Source organism: Gillisia marina (assembly GCF_000258765.1).
Taxonomy (GTDB): domain Bacteria; phylum Bacteroidota; class Bacteroidia; order Flavobacteriales; family Flavobacteriaceae; genus Gillisia; species Gillisia marina.
Genome location: NZ_AJLT01000040.1, coordinates 62,863 through 78,194, shown reverse-complemented (window position 1 = coordinate 78,194; position 15,332 = coordinate 62,863). Strand labels below are relative to the sequence as shown.

At 36.3% G+C, this 15,332-nt stretch carries 12 protein-coding genes and 1 pseudogene; 6 read left to right on the top strand and 7 right to left on the bottom strand.

Translation table 11 applies throughout. The features are described 5' to 3' along the window. The 3 genes from gmk to ON07_RS10480 all read right to left on the bottom strand — a co-directional run. Positions 1–414: guanylate kinase (gmk, locus tag ON07_RS10490; RefSeq protein WP_010231043.1), on the bottom strand; the 414-nt coding region annotated here is incomplete at its 3' end. Beyond that, positions 414–1,271, bottom strand: coding sequence for a YicC/YloC family endoribonuclease (locus ON07_RS10485; protein WP_010231041.1), 858 nt, complete (start codon positions 1,269–1,271; stop codon positions 414–416). The genes gmk and ON07_RS10485, both read right to left, overlap by 1 nt. A gap of 73 nt (positions 1,272–1,344) precedes the next feature. Further along, positions 1,345–2,310 carry a YheT family hydrolase gene (locus tag ON07_RS10480; protein ID WP_010231039.1) on the bottom strand — a complete coding sequence of 322 codons (966 nt, stop codon included), beginning with the start codon at positions 2,308–2,310 and terminating at the stop codon, positions 1,345–1,347. 81 nt (positions 2,311–2,391) lie between these two features. Between ON07_RS10480 and ON07_RS10475 the strand changes: the two are divergent. Beyond that, positions 2,392–2,895, top strand: a pseudogene (locus ON07_RS10475) (acyl-CoA thioesterase); the annotation flags it as partial. Here ON07_RS10475 and ON07_RS10470 read toward each other — a convergent pair. From ON07_RS10470 to ON07_RS10460, 3 genes are all read right to left on the bottom strand, one after another. Further along, entirely contained in the window at positions 2,867–3,778 is a 912-nt protein-coding gene (locus tag ON07_RS10470; protein WP_010231035.1) for a DMT family transporter, read from the bottom strand. The pseudogene ON07_RS10475 and the gene ON07_RS10470 overlap by 29 nt on opposite strands. Next, on the bottom strand, positions 3,771–4,124 hold the full coding sequence (locus tag ON07_RS10465; RefSeq protein ID WP_010231033.1) for an arsenate reductase family protein: 354 nt from the start codon (positions 4,122–4,124) through the stop codon (positions 3,771–3,773). The genes ON07_RS10470 and ON07_RS10465 overlap by 8 nt, the downstream gene beginning before the upstream one ends. Before the next feature lie 66 nt (positions 4,125–4,190). Continuing rightward, a complete protein-coding gene (locus tag ON07_RS10460; RefSeq protein ID WP_237708905.1) occupies positions 4,191–4,943 on the bottom strand; it encodes a DUF3298 and DUF4163 domain-containing protein in 753 nt (250 codons plus the stop codon). A gap of 91 nt (positions 4,944–5,034) precedes the next feature. Between ON07_RS10460 and ON07_RS10455 the strand changes: the two genes are divergently transcribed. Beyond that, positions 5,035–6,177, top strand: a complete 1,143-nt coding sequence (locus ON07_RS10455; RefSeq protein WP_010231030.1) for a cystathionine gamma-synthase — start codon at positions 5,035–5,037, stop codon at positions 6,175–6,177. A 58-nt stretch (positions 6,178–6,235) separates the two neighbouring features. Here the strand turns inward: ON07_RS10455 and ON07_RS10450 are convergent, their stop codons facing one another. Next, the gene (locus tag ON07_RS10450) at positions 6,236–7,012 is read right to left on the bottom strand and encodes a THC0290_0291 family protein (protein ID WP_010231028.1); all 777 of its coding nucleotides are present in this window, start codon (positions 7,010–7,012) and stop codon (positions 6,236–6,238) included. Between the two features lie 198 nt (positions 7,013–7,210). On the opposite strand from ON07_RS10450, the gene gdhA reads away from it, so the two are divergent. From gdhA to ileS, 4 genes are all read left to right on the top strand, one after another. Continuing rightward, entirely contained in the window at positions 7,211–8,554 is a 1,344-nt protein-coding gene (gdhA, locus tag ON07_RS10445; RefSeq protein ID WP_010231027.1) for an NADP-specific glutamate dehydrogenase, read from the top strand. 75 nt (positions 8,555–8,629) lie between these two features. After that, positions 8,630–9,349: a DNA repair protein RecO gene (gene recO, locus ON07_RS10440; RefSeq protein WP_010231026.1), complete on the top strand. Its 720-nt coding sequence runs from the start codon at positions 8,630–8,632 to the stop codon at positions 9,347–9,349. Continuing rightward, entirely contained in the window at positions 9,350–11,755 is a 2,406-nt protein-coding gene (locus tag ON07_RS10435; protein WP_010231025.1) for a TonB-dependent receptor, read from the top strand. A 173-nt stretch (positions 11,756–11,928) separates the two neighbouring features. Then, positions 11,929–15,330 carry an isoleucine--tRNA ligase gene (gene ileS, locus ON07_RS10430; protein ID WP_010231024.1) on the top strand — a complete coding sequence of 1,134 codons (3,402 nt, stop codon included), beginning with the start codon at positions 11,929–11,931 and terminating at the stop codon, positions 15,328–15,330. Positions 15,331–15,332: the final 2 nt, after the last annotated feature.

Below are 15,332 nucleotides of genomic sequence, written 5' to 3'. Positions count from 1 at the left end.
TTTTTTTAAACGAATTTTAAGCTCTTCGATACTTGGTGGCTTTACAAACACCGCCAAGGTTTGTTTAGGGTAGATATGCTTTATATCCAATCCACCAACAACATCTATATCAAAAATCACGTTTTTACCGGCTGCCCAAATACGTTCTATTTCAGCCTTTAAAGTGCCATAAAAATTATCTCGATATACCTCTTCCCACTCTAAAAACTCTTCGTTTTTTATTTTTTGCTTGAATTCGTGCAAATCCAAGAAATAATAATCTTTTCCTTCTACCTCATCTCCTCTTGGTTCGCGTGAGGTTGCTGAAATTGAAAATTCTAGATTCAATTCCGGATGAGCTAATAAATGCTGAACTATGGTAGTTTTTCCAGATCCTGAGGGTGCAGAAAACACGATTAATTTACCAGTTTTCATTACAATACGTTTAAAAGTTGTTCTTTTATTTTTTCCAGTTCATCTTTCATTTGCACTACCAATTGTTGCATCGGCGCATAATTAGATTTACTACCAATGGTATTGATCTCTCTCCCCATTTCCTGAGAAATAAATCCTAATTTTCTTCCATTAGAGTCAGAAGAATTAATGGTTTCAAGGAAATAAGATAAGTGGTTTTCCAATCTTACCTTTTCTTCTGTGATATCAAACTTTTCTATATAAAAAACCAGTTCCTGCTCGAACCTGTTTTCGTCTACTTTTTCTTGAAGTTCTGCAACTCCTTTTCTTAAACGTTCTCTTACTCCTTCAATTCTATCCGGATCCATAGCGATTATGTCCTGAAGCAATTGTGCAATATTGGAAACTCGAAATAAAAGATCTTTCTCCAAGGCATTTCCTTCATCTGTTCTAAAAGAATTGATCTCGGTTAAAGCTTCTTTTAAGGTGTTTTTGATCTTGATAAATTCTGTTTCATCAATTTCTTCCCTTTCCGTTTTCATGGTATCCGGCATACGGATAGCCATTTTCAGCAATTCAGCATCATCTGCATTGGCAATTTCCCTTAATTGCTCCATATATTTCTTCACCACTACCGGGTTCACAGAAGCCGTGGTTTCCTCTCCGGTAACCTCAACATATAAAGAAAAATCCACTTTCCCTCTAACAAGAGATTTCGCTATAAGCTTTCTTAAAAGCAATTCTTTTTCTCGATATTGTCCCGGGATTCTGGCATTAAGATCCAGGCTTTTGCTGTTAAGGGATTTAATTTCTATGGTAATTTTTTTGGATGGAAGCTGTAAAAGGCTTTTTCCAAAACCGGTCATTGACTGAATCATGCTTGATTTTTAAAAGGTTGGGCAAAGATAACTAAATCTTAAGCAGGACAAAGAATCTTGCGGAAAGTATGCGCTATAAATGGGAAGTTGCAAATTCTAACGCCCGCTCTTCGGTATAGGTGGCCTCTTTATTCTGAAGAAATCCCACATGACCACCATATTCCGGAGTTTCTAAATAAAAATTCGGATTATTTTTTGCCATTTCAACGGGAGAGGAATTTTCTGAAAGAAAGCCGTCGTTTTTAGCATTTATCAGTAAAGTGGGAGTTTTAATGTTTGGGATAAAACTTAAAGCACTACTTTTTTCATAATATTCCAGTGCATCAGTAAATCCATGTGCTTGGCTGGTATACAATTCATCTATAGATAATAAATTGGTGCAATTGGCTATCTGCTCTTTTGTTATTTTTTCCGGAAAATGTTTTTCTCTCAAAAACAACTGCTTTTTAAGCTGCCTTACAAATCGCTTAGAGTACAACCAATTTCTATTTTCATTTAACTTTTTAAGGGAAGCATGGAGATCGCAGGGCGCAGAAATAGCTACTCCTGCTTTAAGTTCTTTAGGCAAGTTATTTCCCTCTCCTAAATACTTCAGTAACAAATTCCCTCCTAAGCTGAAGCCATTAATAGCCAAAGACTCATATTTTTTCTTGGAAAGAATTTGAGTGACAACTTGCTTTAGATCTTCGCTTGCGCCGGCATTATAAGATCTATACAATTTATTGATTTCTCCACTACAACCGCGAAAATTAATAGCTGCCACATCCCAAGCATGACGATTAAAATGATGTGCAAGACCCATAACGTAAGGCCGCTGGGCATTTCCGTCCAATCCGTGGAGTATAATAAGTACTTTATTGGAGCTGCAGGACTTTGCATAACTCCAGTCTATATCTAAAAAATCTCCATCCTCCAATTGTAAACGCTCTCTGGTTTGGAGAACTGTTTTTACACTCCTTAGCTTTGCAGAGTAAATTGTAGAAATATGATAATTTCTAAAGATATAAGGCGGATTATAAGTGCTTTTTAGTATTGGCATAGACAGCAAATCTCGGAAATTAAATTGGCATATACTTAGCTTTGTTAATTATGCACGCATAATAAAAAGTAGTATTTTTATAAAAATTTTGAAGATATGTACACGAAAGATTTTGAAATAAGATGGAGCGATATAGATGCAAACAGGCATTTAGCAAATTCAGCATATATAAATTTTATGAGTCATACCAGAATGGGATATTTCATGGAAAATGGTTTCGATCAGAATGAATTGGCGAAAAATAATTTAGGGCCTGTGGTTTTTTATGAGCATATTTATTATTTCCGCGAAGCCTTTATGGGAATGCCTGTAAAAGTGAGTCTGGAGTTAAAAGGCCTTTCTGAAGACGGGATGTATTTTGAATTTCTTCATAATTTCTACGATCACAAAGGAAGAAATTTTGCCTCATGTGAGGCTATGGGCGGATGGATAGATCTTAAAGAGCGTAAACTTATTGGCTTACCGGAACACATGAGAAAAAACATCGATAAAATTCCGCATACAGACGATTTTAGGATTCTAACGAAAGAAGATACTCGTAAATTTGGGAAAACTCCTAAGGATTTGGATTTGAAGCCAATTTAGGTTTCGTTTTTCTAGTTACCATATAAACACCGGTAAATACCAGGATCGCTGCTGTTATTTTTACCACATCTAAAGTATCTGCTCCTGTAGCTACTGCAAAAGTAATGGCAATAAGCGGTTGCAAATAAATAAATGCACTTATGGTGGCAGCACTTAATTCTTTAAGGGCATACACATTCATTAAATAGGTTAAAAATGTAGTTCCTACCACTACAAATCCCATTTTCCAAATTGCATCAAAAGGAAGTTCTAGCCATGCTACCTGAGAGAATTCTGAAATGGTGATTGGAAAATTGATGATCACAGCAAATAAAAACAGCCATTTCATCAAAGTAAACGAATGATATTTCGCAGTTAAAGGTTTTACGAGAATCAAGTAAACCCCATAGGAAAATGCATTAACAATAAATAGCATATTCCCTAATGGAATATTGGGTGCATTAACAGTTTCTGTATTACTAAATAGTACTAAAGCCAAGGCGCCTGCAAGCCCGATAATAATTCCCACAGTTTTTAATAGCGTTATTCTTTCTTTAATTAGCACTGCGGCAAGCAACAACACAAGAATAGGTGAAACTGTAATAATTACAGAGCTGTTTATAGGAGTAGAAAGGCTAAGTCCCTTAAAGAACATTAACATATTGATGACCATTCCAAAAATTGCACAAACTATAATCCTAGTCCAATCTTTGGTTGCTATTTTTTCCTTTGGTCCCCAAAAACTTATAAGCCAGAATAATATCGCTGCGCCGGTAACCCTTAAAAATATAAAGCCAAAAGGTTCTATGTACACAGGCATCAATCCTTTTGCGATCGTATGGTTTATCCCGTAAATAGTACTTGCCCCCGTTGCTGCTAGAATAGCAAGCGTTCGGCTATTCATTCATGCCATTTTTCGCAGCTTCAACAGTGCTTTTGGAATTTCCAATAAAAATTTTATCGTTATTAATAATCACCGGGCGTTTTAAGAAAGTGTAGTGTTCTAAAATTAGATTTCTGAAATCATCCTCATCCAACTTTTCATCTTTTAATCCTTTTTCTTTATAAAGCTGTGCTCTTTTGCTGAAAAGTGACTCGTAACTCCCAGCCAACTCGAACATTTCATCTAATTGCTCTTCAGTAATTGGGTCTGTTTTTATATCCTGTAAAATATAAGCTGAAGAAGGTTCCAGTTCATTTAAGATCCTTTTACAAGTAGAACAGGAGGAGAGGTGATAGATCTTTTTCATAACAACATTTATAAAGTTTTAAAAAGAAACGCTTATAGAAAGCAATCTCTTTTCGATTGGTCAAAATTAGAGAATTTTGAAATATTTTTTAGCCTCTTCCATTTTAAAAACTAACTGAATATTTCCTTCAGAATAAGAAGCGATCTCATAAGAATTGTAAATTAAAACAACTTTATTTGAATGAAATCCTATGTTTTGCGGAAGCTGAAATTTATCGTTTTCAAAAAATAATCCGGTGCTGTTGATGGATTCATTCTCTGGAATATCGTTTTTCTTTCTGAATCTTACTTCAGCAAAATCTTTAAAATCCTGCGAGAATAATTCCTCATTAGAAACAAGTCTCCCCGTTTCAGGATCAAAATTTAAGTAAGTAACACTCGTATATCCATGTGCACCACCCGTAAATAAAGCTACATCGAACTGTATAGAGATGAGTTTTTCAGATTGATAAGTTATTTTTCCTTCCACATAAGCTTCCCAGGGAATGTTATATTCCGGAAATTCTTTTGCAGAAATCTCATAATCGTCAATAAAAGTCTGTGCTAAGCTTTCTAACGATTCTAAATCCTCATAATCTTGATAATCGATCATTTTAATAACATGATCTTCAATATGACTATTCATTAAATTACTTATGGTGTCTTTTCCCATTGCCCAAGGCACTTTAATACCTATAAAAGTGCAGTTTTCTTCTTCTGGATTACAGTCCACTTCAGAAACTTGCTCGATATTTAATTCATCAAAACTTAATTCGGGAGCATCTTTATTACAGCTTAATATCAATAAGCTGAGCGTCAAGACTAAAAACAGTTTTTTCACGATGGGATTTCTATGTTAGATTAGGGTTAAAGGTACGTGCTATTTTGTAGTTCCCCAATACGAGTGTTACATTTGAGATAAATATTTAGTTATGAAATTCAATACTAAAACCATCCATGGAGGGCAACATAATATAGATCCCGCATACGGTTCTGTAATGCCGCCAATCTATCAAACGAGTACCTATTCTCAATCGACGCCGGGAGGTCACAAAGGTTTTGAATATTCGCGTAGCGGTAACCCAACGAGAGCCGCATTGGAGAATGCACTTGCCAGTATTGAAAATGGAGAATTCGGACTTGCTTTTGGTTCTGGACTGGCAGCGATAGATGCTGTGATGAAATTATTCAAGCCCGGGGACGAGATCATTTCTACAAACGATCTTTATGGGGGTTCTTACAGACTTTTCACGAAAATCTTTGAAGGTCTGGGTCTAAAATTCCATTTTATTGGAATGCAAGATGCAAGTAAGATTGAAGCATATATCAATGAGAAAACAAAGTTGATCTGGGTAGAAACACCTACCAATCCTATGATGAATATTATCGATATCACAGCATGCGCTAAATTGGCAAAAACACACAAAGTTTTATTGGCGGTAGATAATACCTTTGCTACGCCGTACTTACAACTGCCTTTAGATCTAGGTGCAGATATTGTGATGCACAGTGCTACCAAATACTTAGGAGGTCATAGTGATGTTGTTATGGGATCTCTTGTGGTTAAAGATAAAAAGCTTGCGGATAGGTTATATTTTATACAGAATGCTAGTGGAGCTGTTTGTGGGCCACAGGACAGTTTTTTGGTGTTAAGAGGTATTAAAACTCTTCATATTAGAATGCAACGGCATTGTGAGAATGGAGAGAAAGTGGCTAATTTTTTAAAGTCACATCCAAAAGTTGACAAAGTGTATTGGCCGGGTTTCGAGGATCATCCCAATTATGACATTGCTAAAGCACAAATGAAAGGTTTTGGCGGCATGATCTCTTTTACTACTTCAGAAAAAACATTAGAAAGCGCTGTGAAGTTTGTAGAGAACCTAAAAGTTTTCACTTTAGCTGAATCTCTTGGCGGGGTTGAATCTTTGGCGGGTCATCCGGCTAGTATGACGCATGCTTCTATTCCTAAGGAAGAAAGAGAAAAAATAGGCGTAGTAGATTCTTTAATTCGATTAAGCGTAGGGATCGAAGATGAGGAAGATCTTATTGAAGATATAAAACAAGCTTTGGGATAGAATCCGAAACATATAAGTATTAAAAAAGGTTTTAACTTAGTTGAAGCCTTTTTTTGTGTTAATAGTTGAGATAGTAGATAAACCCAAAATTCAACCAGAAAACCACATCGTTAAACTTATTCTGTGGAGCATTAATATTAAGTCCGTCTATCCAATCTATATCGTAATATTGAAATCTACCTTCAATAGAGATATCTGTAACAGGACTAATTTTATATCTGGCTCCGGCAATTCCAACAATAGTCCAAGTTGATCCGCCATCTAGATCTATTCCGCCTTCAAAAGTTGGAAAAATATTATTTGGATCGCTTAAAGGTCCAAAATCTGAATAAGCATCTGGATTATAATTCACAAAATGCACTCCTAAGCTTATAAAAGGCATAAACAAGTAAGAGAAAGAACTGTAGTCTCGAATACTAAGCGGATAGTATTCTAAGTGTGTCCCAATCTCGAAAGTTTGGGTTTTTCCGTGCATCCCTCTTAGCAATTTCCCTCCAACCGTATTTTTATCTGCAACGGGGCCAATATGCTCTAAATTTGTCCTGAAATAGTCAATTTCGGTCCTTACTTTAAAGTGATCGTTGAAATATCTGTCTACACTATAGCAATTACACTCTGCTCTGTAGGCAAAATTAATGTAGTGAACTAGTCCAATCCCAAGTCCCGAATTACTCACATTATTTTGCAGGTCGTAACGCTCTCCATAATCTGTTAAAAAAGAAGAAGGCCCTACCAACACACCGATTTCATGTGAAATTCCGAGTTGGGCAAAACTACTTTCTTTACAAAAAAGAAGGAGAAATAAGATCAAAATAATAAGTCGGGATCTTACCATATACAACGAGTTGGGGTGCAAACAAATATATAAAAATGCAACTTACCAAGATAAAACTATTATTACTACTTATATATTCTTGTATAATACAGAGTTAATATTATATGAAAATGTAAAATTTGATCGTACTTCTTCATATAAAATTTATATTTGCAACTAATTACGAAAACGTTATAATTAACAATTTAGCACTATACTATGGAGCAAAATGTAAAAGAATTTTTGGAAGTTGTTTCTAAAAGAAATCAAAACGAACCAGAATTTATGCAAGCTGTTCATGAGGTTGCCGAAACGGTAATCCCATTTATTGAAAAAAATAAAAAATATCAGAATGCCATGCTTTTAGAGCGAATGGTAGAGCCGGAACGTGTAATTATGTTCAGAGTGCCGTGGTTAGACGATAAAGGGAATACTCAAATAAACAGAGGTTTCAGAATCCAAATGAATTCTGCAATTGGACCATACAAAGGTGGTTTGCGTTTTCATCCAACAGTAAATCTTAGTGTTTTGAAATTCTTGGCCTTCGAGCAAGTTTTCAAAAACAGTTTAACCACATTGCCAATGGGTGGTGGTAAAGGAGGATCAGATTTTGACCCAAAAGGAAAATCTGATAATGAAGTAATGAAGTTTTGTCAGAGTTTCATGACTGAACTACAACGTCATATTGGAGCAGATACAGATGTGCCTGCAGGAGATATTGGAGTTGGTGGTCGTGAGATTGGGTTCTTATTTGGACAGTATAAGCGTATTAGAAATGAATTTACCGGTATACTTACTGGGAAAGGACGTTCTTATGGAGGTTCATTAATTCGTCCGGAAGCAACAGGTTATGGAAATGTGTATTTCGCACAAAATATGCTTGAGCTTAAAAAAGATAATTTAAAAGGGAAGACCGTAGTTGTTTCTGGTTCTGGAAATGTTGCGCAGTACGCTGCAGAAAAAGCAACTCAACTTGGAGCTAAAGTAATCACTATGTCCGATTCTGGTGGATATATTCTTGATGAAGCTGGTATAGATGCTGAAAAATTAGCTTTTGTAATGGAGCTTAAGAATGAAAGAAGGGGAAGAATTTCTGAATATGCCGATAAGTTTAAAGGCGCTAAATATTTTGAAGGAGAAACTCCTTGGGGAACTAAATGTGATGTAGCCCTTCCTTGTGCAACTCAAAATGAGTTACACGAAGACGATGCTAAGCAATTAGTAAAAAACGGATGTATTCTTGTAGGAGAGGGCGCTAACATGCCAACTACTCCGGAGGCTATTGAAGTTTTCCAAAAAGCTAATATTTTATTCTCTCCGGGGAAAGCATCAAATGCAGGAGGTGTAGCAACATCTGGGCTTGAAATGTCTCAAAACTCAATGAGATACAATTGGACTGCAGAAGAAGTAGACAAAAAACTTCACGGGATCATGAAAGATATTCATGATGCATGTGTGGAGTACGGAAGTGATGGAAAAGGAAATGTAGATTACGTGAAGGGAGCAAATATCGCAGGATTCGTAAAGGTAGCAGATGCTATGCTTGCGCAGGGTGTGGTTTAAATTTCACTAACATTATAGAATTAAGAAAGCCGCTAGTAGCGGCTTTTTTATTTATCTTTCCGCAAAATTTTATTCATGGTAGTTCATACCAATGCAATTGTAATAAGCGCCTTAAAATATGCAGAGGCAGATTTGATCGTGAAATGTTACACGCAAAAATCTGGACTTAAAACCTACATGCTGCGAGGGATCTTAAAATCAAAAAAAGGAAAATTTAAAACCTCTCTTTTTCAGCCATTAACGCAGTTGGAGTTGGTGGCGAAACATAAGGATAAAGGTAGTTTAGAGTATTTGCAGGATGCAAAAATTTTAACTCACTATAAAACCTTGCATACCAATGTGGTAAAAAGCGCCATGGTGATGTTTATTTCTGAAATGCTGAAGAACACCATTCAGGAAGAAGAGAAAAACGAAGAACTGTATCATTATTTGGAAAACACCTTTAATTGGTTAGATTCGCATTCAGAAATTGCTAATTTTCATTTATTGTTTTTGTTGAAATTAACAAGATACCTAGGTTTTTATCCTGAAGTTTCGGGAAAAGATCTGATGTACTTTAATTTGTTAGATGGCATATTTCAGGATTCAAAAACAAATTCTTATTGTATAAAAGGAGATTTGTTAGATAATTTAAAACTTTTATTAGGCACAAATTTTGAGACTATAGACGATGTAAAACTCACTAAAAACAATAGATCTGAATTGTTGGAATTATTGTTGAATTATTACCAATTACACATAGAATCTTTTAAAAAGCCCAAATCCCTGACCGTGCTTCACGAAATATTTAATTAAATGCGATTTTCCCTCAATGTCCTTTTTAATTTATTAATTGCTCTTTCTGGTCTTCGGGCGCAAGAGATTGTCGTTTTAGATCAAGATTCAAAAGAGCCATTGGTAAATGTGGCCATTTACAATATTGGTAAATCCAAAAACAGTATCACTAATTTGGATGGAAAAGCAAATATTTCCAAATTCAATGTAGATGAGGTATTGGTTTTTAAGCATATTTCTCATTTGGAGAAGCGATTATTAAAGTCGGAAATAGAAGCGAATAACACAGTTCTGTTGGAGGGAGATGAGAACATGTTGCAGGAAGTTGTGCTTTCGGTTGCAAAATTCCAGCAGAATAAAAAGGACATTCCACAGCGCATAGTAAGCTTAACTTCAGAAGAAATAGCTTTTTCTAACGCACAAACTTCCGCAGATCTTATGGAAAGTTCGGGAAATGTGTATGTTCAAAAAAGCCAGTTAGGAGGAGGAAGCCCGATGATTCGGGGCTTTGCGACCAATAGACTTTTAATTGCAGTGGACGGAGTGCGTATGAATACCGCAATTTTTAGGAGTGGAAATATTCAAAATATCATCTCTATAGATCCTCTTGCCGTGGAACGAGCAGAGATAATTTTAGGCCCTGGATCGGTGGTGTATGGAAGCGATGCGATTGGAGGGGTGATGAATTTTTACACCTTAAAACCTTCCTACGCCTTAAATGGCAGCACTTCTTTTAATATAAATGCCTATTCCCGATATGCGACTGCCAATGATGAAAAAACTATTCATGCCGATTTCAACATCGGACGTGAAAAATGGGCTTTTTTAAGCAGTATTAGTTACTCAGATTTTGGAGATCTTAAGATGGGAAGTCATGGTCCGAATGAATTTTTAAGACCGGATTTTGTAAGAAGAATAGACGGGGAAGACAGAATAATTGCTAATCCAGATCCTAAAGTTCAAATTCCTACGGGATACGATCAGATTAACCTGCTTCAAAAAGTGGCTTTTATGCCAAATGAAATTTGGGATTTTAGTCTTGGGCTTATATATTCTAAAACTTCAGAGTATTCGAGATATGATAGACTTGTTCAGAAGAGAAATGAAAGTTTGCGCTACGCCGAATGGTATTACGGTCCGCAATCCTGGTTTATGGGGAACTTCAACATCAACAAAAAAGGAAACGGAAAACTCTACGATAAAGTTCAATTTACTGCTGCCTATCAAAATTTTAAAGAAAGCCGTTTCGACAGAAAATTTGATGACGAAATACTTTATGAGAATCAAGAAGAAGTGGATGCCTATTCTGCCAATTTAGATTTTGAAAAAGATTATGGGAAGGATAAACTTTTTTATGGAGTAGAATATGTTTTGGATGTTGTAAACTCGACCGGGTCAAGTAGAAACATTTTAACCAATGAAAACGGGAATAATGCTTCCAGATATCCGGACAGCTCCACTTGGCAATCTTTAGCGGCTTATTCCAGCTATAACTGGAAGTTGAATGAAACCCTAAATCTGCAATCTGGATTGCGCTACAATCATATCATCGTTAAAGCAGATTTTCCGACTTCAGTTTATGATTTCCCTTTTAATAATGCCGATATTAATACGGGAGCACTTACCGGGAGCGCCGGATTAAGCTGGCAACAAAATAAAAATACAGCCTGGAAATTGAATCTTTCTACTGCATTTCGTGCTCCAAATATCGACGATATTGGAAAGATATTCGATTCTGAACCTGGCGCGGTTGTTACACCAAATCCGAATTTAAAACCGGAATATGCCTATAATGGGGAGCTAGGCGTAAAATGGAATTTATTTGAAAGCATCACCTTAGATCTGGCTTCTTTCTATACTTATTTGGATGATGCTTTGGTAAGAAGAAATTATGCAATTGATGGAAGAACGACAATAGAATATCAGGGAGAACCTAGCAGGGTGCAAGCCATACAAAATGCGGCAAGTGCTTATGTTTATGGATTTGAGGGCGGATTAGAAGCCAAATTGGTGGATCATTTAAAACTGCGTTCTCAAATTACGATCACCAAAGGGGAGGAGGAACAGGAAGATGGGCGTAAAGCCCCACTTAGACACGCTGCGCCGCTTTATGGAAATACGCATTTGATTTGGAATAAAAATAAGTTGAAACTAGATCTGTTTTCAGAATATAATGGAAAATTGGATTTTGATGAACTCGCGCCATCAGAACAGGATAAGGCCTATTTATACGCGATAGATAGTAATGGGAATCCATATTTTGCGGACTGGTATACTTTAAATTTTACAGGGCAATATCTTATTTCAGAAAACTGGACTGTTACAGTTTCTTTGGAAAACATCACAGATCAGCGGTATAGAACCTATTCTTCGGGAATTTCAGCTGCCGGTAGAAATCTTATTTTGGCTGTAAAATACAGTTTGTAATTAAATTATTTTTTCCCATTTAGAAGCATTCCTATTACATAAAAAACCTTCCTTTTTTATGTGTTTATTTTGATGAATGATCTGAAGCTTAAATGATTAGCTTTTTAACCAATAACAGCCTTCTCTTTTCTCAAAAATCATTATTTTCGCAACTCAAAAGAAATTACGATATAATGAGCGCAAAGTTCCCTGAGTATAAAGGACTTGACTTACCAAAAGTTGCTGAAGAAATTCTCAACTATTGGAAAGAGGATGAGATTTTTGAAAAAAGTATGAGTTCACGAGAAGGTGCTAAACCTTTTGTGTTTTTTGAAGGACCGCCTTCGGCTAATGGTCTACCGGGAATTCACCACGTAATGGCGCGTTCTATTAAAGATATTTTCTGCCGATATAAAACTCAAAAAGGATTTCAGGTTAAGAGAAAAGCAGGTTGGGATACTCACGGGTTACCTATCGAGCTTGGGGTAGAGAAAGAACTGGGAATTACCAAAGAAGATATTGGCACAAAAATAAGTATAGAAGAGTACAATAAGGCTTGTAAAAATGCAGTAATGCGTTATACAGGAATCTGGAACGATCTTACCGAAAAAATGGGATATTGGGTAGATATGGAAGATCCATATATCACCTACAAGTCCAAATACATGGAAACGGTTTGGTGGTTACTTTCTGAAATATATAAGAAGGGCCTTATTTATAAGGGATATACCATTCAGCCATATTCTCCAAAAGCGGGAACAGGATTGAGTTCTCATGAACTGAATCAACCTGGAACTTATCAAGATGTTACAGATACTACGGTGACTGCGATGTTTAAGGTGAACCCGGAAACCTTACCAGATTTCCTTTCAGAAGTTTCTAATGAGATTTACCTTACCGCCTGGACTACAACTCCTTGGACCTTACCTTCTAATACGGCACTTACTGTTGGCCCTAAAATAGAATATGCGTTGGTTTCTACATTTAACCAATACACATTTCAGCCTACAAACCTTATTATTGCCAGCGATCTAGTTGCTAAGCAATTCGATAAGAAGTTTGTAAAAATTGAAAATAGAGAGTCTCTAGAAGCTTATAAGCAAGGTGATAAAATTCCTTATTTTATAGAAAAAACCTTTAAGGGAGCAGATTTGGTTGAGATGAGATATGAGCAATTATTGCCATATGCACAGCCTTACAACAATCCTGAGAATGCCTTTAGAGTGATTGCAGGAGATTTTGTGACTACTGAAGACGGTACCGGAATCGTACATACTGCACCTACCTTTGGAGCAGATGATGCATTAGTTGCAAAACAAGCAGTCCCAGAAGTTCCACCATTATTGGTGAAAGATGAGAACGATAATTTAGTGCCTTTAGTGGACCTACAAGGAAAGTTTAGAGAAGAGCTTGGGGAACTTGGTGGGAAATATGTGAAGAATGAATATTATGAAGATGGCGAGGCACCGGAAAGATCTGTGGATGTGGAGATCGCAATTCAATTAAAAGAAGACAACCGTGCTTTTAAAGTTGAAAAATATGTTCACAGTTATCCAAATTGCTGGAGAACAGACAAACCTATTTTATATTACCCATTAGATTCTTGGTTCATTAATGTGACCGATTTTAAGGATAGAATGTTTGAGCTGAACCAGACCATTAACTGGAAGCCAATAGCTACCGGGGAAGGACGATTTGGGAATTGGTTAGCCAATGCAAACGACTGGAATTTATCCAGAAGTAGGTATTGGGGCGTGCCGTTACCAATCTGGAGAACAGAAGATGGAAAAGAAGAAAAAATGATTGGTTCTATTAAAGAACTAAAAGCGGAAATAGGGAAAGCTGTTGAAGCCGGACTTATGACCGATGATATTTTTGCTGAATTTGAAGTTGATAATTTCTCTGATGAGAATTACGATTTAGTAGACCTGCACAAGAATGTAGTAGACACGATTACTTTGGTTTCAGCTTCAGGAAAGCCGATGAAACGTGAATCAGATCTTATAGATGTTTGGTTTGATTCCGGTTCTATGCCGTATGCCCAATGGCACTATCCTTTCGAGAATAAGGAAATGGTGGAAAATGGCGAAAGACAAGCAGATTTTATTGCAGAAGGAGTAGATCAAACTCGTGGTTGGTTCTATACCTTACACGCAATTGCAACCATGATCTTTGATGATGTTGCTTATAAAAATGTAGTTTCTAACGGGTTGGTGCTGGATAAGAACGGACAAAAAATGTCCAAACGTCTTGGGAATGCTGTAGATCCTTTTGAAACCTTAGCGGCCTTTGGCCCGGACGCTACTAGATGGTATATGATCTCTAATGCAAACCCGTGGGATAACTTAAAATTTGATATTGAAGGTATTGCAGAGGTAAGCAGAAAGTTTTTTGGAACACTTTATAATACCTATTCTTTCTTTGTGTTGTACGCCAATCTGGACAGCTTCAGCTATAAGGAGGAAGATGTGCCAATGAAAGATCGTCCGGAAATTGATCGATGGATACTTTCTGAATTGCATACGCTTATAGAAAAGGTCGATAAATTTTATGAAGAGTATGAGCCAACAAGAGCTACTAGAGCAATTTCAGAATTTGTTCAGGAAAACTTGAGTAACTGGTTTGTAAGATTAAGTAGAAGAAGATTTTGGAAAGGGGATTACGAGCAAGATAAGATTTCAGCATATCAAACTTTATATACGTGTTTGTTAACTGTTGCAAAATTGGGTTCTCCGGTAGCACCATTTTTTATGGATAAGCTTTACAAGGATCTAAATGAAGTTTCCGGAAAAGAGGAATTCTCTTCGGTACATTTAGCAGATTTTCCTGTTTTTGATAGTTCTATGGTGGATGAATCTTTAGAACATAAAATGCAAAAAGCACAAACCATTTCTTCTTTGGTGCTTTCTTTACGTAAAAAAGAAATGATCAAAGTGCGTCAACCTTTACAAAGAGTAATGATCCCGGTATTAGATGAGGCGCAAAAAGCTGAAATCCTTGCTGTGGAAGATCTTATAAAATCTGAAGTAAACGTGAAGGCTATCGAACTAATAGATGATGCTTCGGGACTTTTGGTAAAACAAGTGAAGCCAAATTTCAAAGTTTTAGGTCCTAGATATGGGAAGGATATGAAGTCTGTCGCGGGAGTTATTAACAATTTTACTACGAAAGAGATTGAAACTATTGAAAGGGAAGGAGATATTGCTATTGAAATTAACGGAAAAATGATTAAATTGGCATCCACAGATGTAACAATAACATCACAGGATATTGAAGGCTGGTTGGTAGCAAGTAGTGGAGATATTACGGTGGCGTTAGATGTGAGTATTTCCGAAGAATTGAAAAAAGAAGGAATTGCTCGGGAATTGGTAAATAGAATTCAGAATCTAAGAAAAGATACAGGATTAGAAGTTACCGATACCATAGATGTTACCCTACTTAGAGATGGCATTGTCGAGGATGCTGTACAACAAAATATAAAGTATATTAAGAACGAGACACTCACTGCAAATCTCGAGTTTGTAGATGTAATTAATGTTGGTACGGAAATTGAATTCGACGATATAGTTACAAAACTGAGTATCAAAAAACATTAAGC

Excerpts from the sequence above, each read along its gene's own strand:
- ON07_RS10470 (WP_010231035.1), bottom strand. The coding sequence starts at position 3,778 with ATGAATAGCCGAACGCTTGCTATTCTAGCAGCAACGGGGGCAAGTACT.
- gdhA (WP_010231027.1), top strand. The coding sequence starts at position 7,211 with ATGGAGCAAAATGTAAAAGAATTTTTGGAAGTTGTTTCTAAAAGAAAT.
- ON07_RS10485 (WP_010231041.1), bottom strand. The coding sequence starts at position 1,271 with ATGATTCAGTCAATGACCGGTTTTGGAAAAAGCCTTTTACAGCTTCCA.
- ON07_RS10455 (WP_010231030.1), top strand. The coding sequence starts at position 5,035 with ATGAAATTCAATACTAAAACCATCCATGGAGGGCAACATAATATAGAT.
- ON07_RS10435 (WP_010231025.1), top strand. The coding sequence starts at position 9,350 with ATGCGATTTTCCCTCAATGTCCTTTTTAATTTATTAATTGCTCTTTCT.
- recO (WP_010231026.1), top strand. The coding sequence starts at position 8,630 with ATGGTAGTTCATACCAATGCAATTGTAATAAGCGCCTTAAAATATGCA.
- ileS (WP_010231024.1), top strand. The coding sequence starts at position 11,929 with ATGAGCGCAAAGTTCCCTGAGTATAAAGGACTTGACTTACCAAAAGTT.
- ON07_RS10465 (WP_010231033.1), bottom strand. The coding sequence starts at position 4,124 with ATGAAAAAGATCTATCACCTCTCCTCCTGTTCTACTTGTAAAAGGATC.
- ON07_RS10480 (WP_010231039.1), bottom strand. The coding sequence starts at position 2,310 with ATGCCAATACTAAAAAGCACTTATAATCCGCCTTATATCTTTAGAAAT.
- ON07_RS10450 (WP_010231028.1), bottom strand. The coding sequence starts at position 7,012 with ATGGTAAGATCCCGACTTATTATTTTGATCTTATTTCTCCTTCTTTTT.